This is a genomic window from uncultured Thiodictyon sp. (assembly GCF_903828115.1).
In the GTDB taxonomy this organism is placed as follows: Bacteria; Pseudomonadota; Gammaproteobacteria; order Chromatiales; family Chromatiaceae; genus Thiodictyon.
In genome coordinates, this window is the sequence record NZ_CAIKKU010000541.1 from 1 (window position 1) to 5,773 (window position 5,773).

Genomic DNA, 5,773 nt, shown 5'->3' on the forward strand with positions numbered 1-5,773 from the left:
CGTAATCGTAGAAGCGATGTACTTTGGGGTGCGAGAGAATCCGGGGCGCTACGATAACCTCGATTACGACAACGACAACGACAACGACAACGACGACGCCAAACACATTCCCTAATAGACTTATCAGTGAACCGCTCCTAAGTTCCTGATTTACATAACGACTCGGTGAGGTGTTCCATGGGTTCCCATGCCTTCAGCCATGAGATGGCCGTGCGCGATTACGAGTGCGACATCCAGGGTATCGTCAACAACGGCGTCTACCAGAATTACCTGGAGCACGTCCGCCACCTGTATCTCAAATCCATCGGCATCGACTTCGCCGAATACACCAGGAGCGGCATCAACCTGGTCGTGGTGCGCGCCGAGCTGGACTACAAGCTCCCGCTGACCAGCGGGGACCGGTTCCGCGTCGATCTGGATTTCGTGCGCGAATCGCGGCTGCGGTTTGCCTTCGACCAGGCGATCCTGCGGCTCCCGGATGAAAAGCCCGTGCTGGCCGCCCGGATCATCGGCACCGCGCTCAATGCCCGCGGCCGACCCTATCTGCCGGCGGAGTTGGAGGTACTGTTGGTCTAGGAGATCGATCCTGCGATACCACCCCGGTCGTCGCGTCGACAGCAGGATCTCCCACAGCACAAAGGGTTGCCCGGAATCCGGTGCAACCCGTTGGTTTAATTGGCGTCCCCACGGAGATTCGAACTCCGGTCGCCGCCGTGAAAGGGCGGTGTCCTAGGCCTCTAGACGATGGGGACTGAAGCGGCTTTTCTGGTCTTGGCGGTCCATGTACATGACCATGACCAGAAAAAAATCCGGTCTTCCTAGGTTTCCGTGGAAGACCGGATTCTTGGTTGGTGGAGCCAGACGGGATCGAACCGTCGACCTCAACACTGCCAGTGTTGCGCTCTCCCAGCTGAGCTATGGCCCCGAGCACATCGAGACGGAAATTTTAGCGGCGGGCGTGCCGCTTGTCCAGCCCGATTTTTCTTTGCCGAGTCGGCATCGCCCCCAGTGCCGGATCTCAAGTAACATCTCATAATTGCGTGCGGCCCGCCCTTGCGCGCATGGTGTGCACACCTTCGCAACCCTCAAGCCGGAGTCTCGACTCATGATGCGAATCTTCCTGTTTCTGGCGACCAATGTCGCCGTGTTGGTGGTCATCAGCCTGGTTTTCAACCTGCTTGGCTTAAGCGGCGTCAATGCCGGCGGCGGCCTCGACTTGACGTCCCTGCTGGTGATGTCCGCCGTCATCGGTTTCTCCGGGTCCCTGATCTCGCTTTTTCTCTCCAAATTCATGGCCAAGCGGAGCATGGGGGTGCAGCTCATCGAGCAACCGGGCACCCCCTTCGAGCGCTGGCTGGTGGACACGGTGGCGCGCCAATCCGGGGCGGCCGGGATCAGGATGCCGGAGGTCGGCATCTTCGACTCACCCGACCCCAATGCCTTTGCGACCGGCTGGAACCGCAACGCGGCCCTGGTGGCGGTCAGCACCGGACTTCTCCAGTCCATGACCAAGGACGAGGTGGAGGCCGTGGTCGGCCACGAGATCAGCCATGTGGCCAACGGCGACATGGTGACCCTGACCTTGATCCAGGGCGTGGTCAACACCTTCGTGGTGTTCCTGTCACGGATCATCGGCAGCCTGGTGGACCAGGCCCTGCGCGGTCCCAACAATCAGCGCTCGGGTCCCGGGATCGGCTACTTCATCGCCTCGATGATCGCGCAGGTACTGTTGTCCTTCCTCGCGACCATGATTGTAATGTGGTTTTCCCGCTACCGCGAGTTTCACGCCGACGCGGGTGGGGCCCGGCTCACCAGCCGGCGCCAGATGGCCGATGCCCTGCGCGCCTTGCAGCGCGGCCATGCGACGGCCGATCTGCCGTCGCGCGAGTTCGCCGCCTTCGGTATCAGCGGCGGCATTGGCCAGGGGCTCGCGGCCCTGTTCATGAGCCACCCGCCCCTGGAGGTGCGCATCGCAGCCCTGGAGTCCGGTCGCAATTGAGCTTGCCGCGGACCAGGTCCGGCGGCCCCCGCGGCGGTCGGTGCGCGCAATCGGGCTCCGGCAGGGTCGGCGCCGTCATCACCGTCCGGCGGCCGTCGGCGCCTGCCGCGCGTTCTCCAGGGGCGGCGGCGGTGGTTTTTGTGTAGCATCACGGGGTTTGCAGTGCGCCTATCCAACTCGACGAGAAGGCCCCATTCCCCGTGAGCAGCTTCCGCATCCTGATGTTCGCGCGCTATCTCCCGCCGGAATACAGCGGCGCGGCGTCCCAGGCCCTGCTGCTGGCCAGGCGGTTGCGCGAGCGCGGTCATCGCATCGCGTTTGTGTCTCCGGCCTGGAAGGGCGTGCCCGGGCACGATGAGGTCGATGGCTTCGAGGTCACCAGGGTTCACATCAACCTGCGGGCGGTCCACCAGGAGTTCAGCGTCTGGCGCTCCCTGTTGACCCACCTGTGGGAGCGGCGCCGGCAGATCGACATCGTGCATGGGCAGGGCGCCAATTACACCCAGAGCATCGTGGGTCCCGTGGGCCGTCTCCTGGGCAAACCGAGTCTGGTCAAGGCGAGCCTGGCCAACGACGACTTGAGCAGCCTGAGCGGATCACGCGTCGCCCCCATCCACCGGGCCTTTCTCGCCATGATCGACGCTTATGTGGCGATCAGCGCCGATCTTGAGCAGGAATTCGCGCTGCGGGGGCTGTCTGCCGCCAAGGTTCGGCGGATCCCCAATGGGGTGGATATGCAGCGCTTCCATCCGGCCACCCCGGAACAGAAGCGACAGGCGGCGGCGGCGCTCGGGTTGCCGCCGGAGCGGGCGGTCGCTCTGTTCGTGGGCGTGTTTGATCGTCGCAAGCGTATCGAGTGGCTGTGCGAGCGGTGGATCAGTACCCAGGGCTTCGGCACCGGCATGTTGCTTCTGGCCGTCGGGCCGACCAGTCGGGAGTCCTACGGCGTTGAGTTGCGGCGCAGGTTGGAGCGGTCGGCGGCGGCGCACCCGACCCTGCTGCGGATCCATCCGCATGTGCAGGATGTGGCACCTTATTACCAGGCGAGCGATTGCTTTGTCTTCCCCTCGGCCAACGAAGGGCTTCCCAACGCCCTGCTGGAGGCGCTTGCCTGCGGCCTGCCCGCGGTGGCGACCAGGGTCAGTGGCTGCAACGAACTGGTGAGGGAGGGGGGCACGGGCGCCGCCTTCGCGGTGGACGATGCCGCCGGGCTGGCCGCGGCGCTGCGAGCGGTGCAGGGTGAGTCCGGGCGCCGGATGGGGGCCGCGGCCCGTCTGATGGTGCAGGCGGGCTTCGACATCGATATCGTAGCGGCCCGCTACGAGGCCCTCTACGCTGAGCTGATGCAGCGCAAGCGGCACTGATCCGCTGAACCCAAAAAGAGTATTTGGTAATGAAATCGGGTGCCGCCCCGATCAACCGGGGCGGCAGGGGATCAGGCTGCGCTCAGGGTGCGCACTTATTTCTTGTCGTCCTTCTTGGCCGGGCTCGCCGGTGCCGCGTCCGGTGCCGCCGCGTCCGTCTTGGGGGTGACCTTGACCACCTCCTCGTTCAAGTCCACCTTGGCCCCTTCGCGCAGCTTGTTGACCTCAACCGCCAGCTTCTGACGCTGGACCAAGGCGGTGAGCTGTTGCTTGGCGTCTTCAAAACTGGGCGGCTCGCCGGTGCGGGTCTCCTGCAGGTTGATGACGTGCCAGCCGAACTGGGTCTGTACCGGCTCCTTGGAGTTGGTACCCGCTTTCATTTTCGCCACGGCATCGGCAAAGGGCTTGGGCATCGAATTGGCGTCGAACCAATCGAGCACGCCACCGTCGGTCTTAGCGGTCGAGACCTCCGAGTTCTTTTTCGCCAGTTCGCCGAAGTCCGCCCCCTTCTCCAGGTCCTTGATGATCTTTTTGGCCGCGGCCTCATCCTTGACCAGGATGTGACGGGCCTTGAACTGGGTGCTGGCCGCGCTCTTCTTGACCTCTTCGTAGGCCTTTTTCAGCTCCTCATCCGTGACCTTCAGGTCCTGGGCCATGGCGGCCAGGGCCGCGTTGGACAGGACCTTCAGGCGCTGCACCTCACTGGCCGCGGTGACGTCCGGGGCGTCCTGGAGTTTGCGCTTCTGCGCCTCCTGGGCGGCGACGACCATGGTCATGAACTCGTTGAACGCCTGCTGTTGGAAGGCTGCGTCATTCTGGCCCTGAGTCTCCTGCAGCCGCTCCATAAAGAACATGCGGAAGAGATCCAGGGGATAGGCGACGCCATTGACCGTGGCAATGTTGACGTTGCCCGCGGGGGCCGCCGGGGCGGTGGCCGGGGCCGCCGGAGCGGCGCCCTTGGGTGCCACCTTGGTGTCTTCCGCCAGACACAGACCGGAGGCGAGCAGGGCGCCGACCACGAATGAAATACGACTCTTAGTCATGTCTTTAAGGTTCCGTAGGTTGGTTTCAGTGGTTAGGTGAGAGTCCGCGGCCAGCGCTGCGCACGGGCGCAGCGTCGGTCTGGCCGCCGGGGTGCGGTGGCGGCCGGGGTCGGTCGGTCAGGCGGGGAACACCTGTTTGAATGGCTTGACCTGGACCTGGGCGTAGACCCCGGCCGTGACATAGGGGTCTGCGCCCGCCCAGCGTTCGGCTGCCGCCAGGTCCGGAAACTCCGCGACGACGAGCGAGCCGGTGAAGCCCGCGGGCCCCGGGTCCGGACTGTCGATGGCGGGGTGGGGTCCGGCCAAGACCAGCCGCCCCTCCTCCTGGAGGGCGCGCAGGCGTTCCAGGTGGGCGGGGCGGGCGCTCAGGCGGGCGCTGAGGCTGCCGGACACGTCGGCGGCGATAATGGCATACAGCACGTCAGTCGGTCTCCACGGCCGTGGGTTCGTGCTCGATGTGGCGTCCCAGATAAAGGGCCTGGGCAACCACGAAGAGCAGGGTGAGCCCCATCATACCGAACAGCTTGAAATTAACCCAGTAGCCTTCGCGGACATGGGCCTCGTTGCACAGTGCCAGCACAGTGTCGGAAAACTGGGCGGCACAGGTGGTCAGATCGATCGCGTCCTGGCCGGTCGCCTGGAGCAGCGCGTGCTGGGCCTGGTAGAAGCCGCTGGCCCAATAGACCACGAAGAGATTAGTGAGCCCCAAGACGCCGAAGAACAGGGCCCAAGTCAGGTTGAGTCGGCGCCAGACCGGGGCGGGGACCGTGATCGCCTGGCCCATCATGCGCTGGGTCAGGGGGCGTTTGCCGATCCACTGGCTACCCAGGAAGGCCGCCCCGAACAGCCAGTTGACCAGGGTCGGTTTCCACATCACGAAGATCGGGTCGCGCAGGGCGATGGTCAAGCCGCCGAAGACGACGATCAGCCCCAGGGTTGCGAGCAGCAGTTTGTCCACCCGGTGCTCGCGCCACCAAATCCAGGCGACCTGGAGCGCTGCGGCGGCGATGGCTGACCCGGTCGCCCAGTAGATGCCGGCAAACTTGTAGACAACGAAAAACAGCACGATTGGGAGCAGGTCGAACAGGATCTTCATTGGGAGTCCTTAGGGGTTGCGGCTAACCGGGACCGCTGGGTGTCGATGGTGGTGTCGACGTGGGGTCCTGCGGGGTCCTGCCGGCGTCACCGACAGCGCGGGACGCGGAGCATAAGCCGTTCTCTCAGATTTACACAAACCTACGCAGCAAGTTTGTCGCTGAGTTCCTGCTTCACAGGGGCCGGTTTCGTGCGCACCTTGCGGCCCGCACCAGCGCCTTCCCCTCCACAGGCAGACACCGCGGAACTCGCGGCGTAATGGGCGAGGTTAA

The 5,773-nt window shown here is 64.5% G+C and carries 6 protein-coding genes and 2 tRNA genes; 3 read left to right on the forward strand and 5 right to left on the reverse strand.

The genetic code is table 11. The features are described from left to right. Positions 1 to 177 precede the first annotated feature (177 nt). A complete protein-coding gene (locus QZY48_RS20105; RefSeq protein WP_295434510.1) occupies positions 178 to 576 on the forward strand; it encodes a thioesterase family protein in 399 nt (132 codons plus the stop codon). A 100-nt stretch (positions 577 to 676) separates the two neighbouring features. Here QZY48_RS20105 and QZY48_RS20110 read toward each other — a convergent pair. Then, positions 677 to 752: transfer RNA gene (locus QZY48_RS20110), tRNA-Glu, on the reverse strand. A 97-nt stretch (positions 753 to 849) separates the two neighbouring features. Beyond that, positions 850 to 925: transfer RNA gene (locus tag QZY48_RS20115), tRNA-Ala, on the reverse strand. Positions 926 to 1,105: 180 nt separating this feature from the next. Here QZY48_RS20115 and htpX point away from each other — a divergent pair. Both htpX and QZY48_RS20125 read left to right on the forward strand, forming a co-directional pair. Next, entirely contained in the window at positions 1,106 to 1,999 is an 894-nt protein-coding gene (gene htpX, locus QZY48_RS20120) for a protease HtpX (RefSeq protein WP_295434512.1), read from the forward strand. 200 nt (positions 2,000 to 2,199) lie between these two features. Then, on the forward strand, positions 2,200 to 3,363 hold the full coding sequence (locus QZY48_RS20125) for a glycosyltransferase family 4 protein (RefSeq protein ID WP_295434514.1): 1,164 nt from the start codon (positions 2,200 to 2,202) through the stop codon (positions 3,361 to 3,363). 95 nt (positions 3,364 to 3,458) lie between these two features. Here QZY48_RS20125 and QZY48_RS20130 read toward each other — a convergent pair whose 3' ends face one another. The 3 genes from QZY48_RS20130 to QZY48_RS20140 all read right to left on the reverse strand — a co-directional run bounded on the left by QZY48_RS20130 (position 3,459) and on the right by QZY48_RS20140 (position 5,502). After that, positions 3,459 to 4,406, reverse strand: a complete 948-nt coding sequence (locus QZY48_RS20130) for a peptidyl-prolyl cis-trans isomerase (RefSeq protein WP_295434517.1) — start codon at positions 4,404 to 4,406, stop codon at positions 3,459 to 3,461. Positions 4,407 to 4,523: 117 nt separating this feature from the next. Then, positions 4,524 to 4,826 (reverse strand): YciI family protein, encoded by a 303-nt coding sequence (locus QZY48_RS20135; protein WP_295434518.1) that lies wholly within the window; start codon positions 4,824 to 4,826, stop codon positions 4,524 to 4,526. A gap of 1 nt (position 4,827) precedes the next feature. Further along, on the reverse strand, positions 4,828 to 5,502 hold the full coding sequence (locus QZY48_RS20140; protein ID WP_295434519.1) for an inner membrane-spanning protein YciB: 675 nt from the start codon (positions 5,500 to 5,502) through the stop codon (positions 4,828 to 4,830). Positions 5,503 to 5,773: the final 271 nt, after the last annotated feature.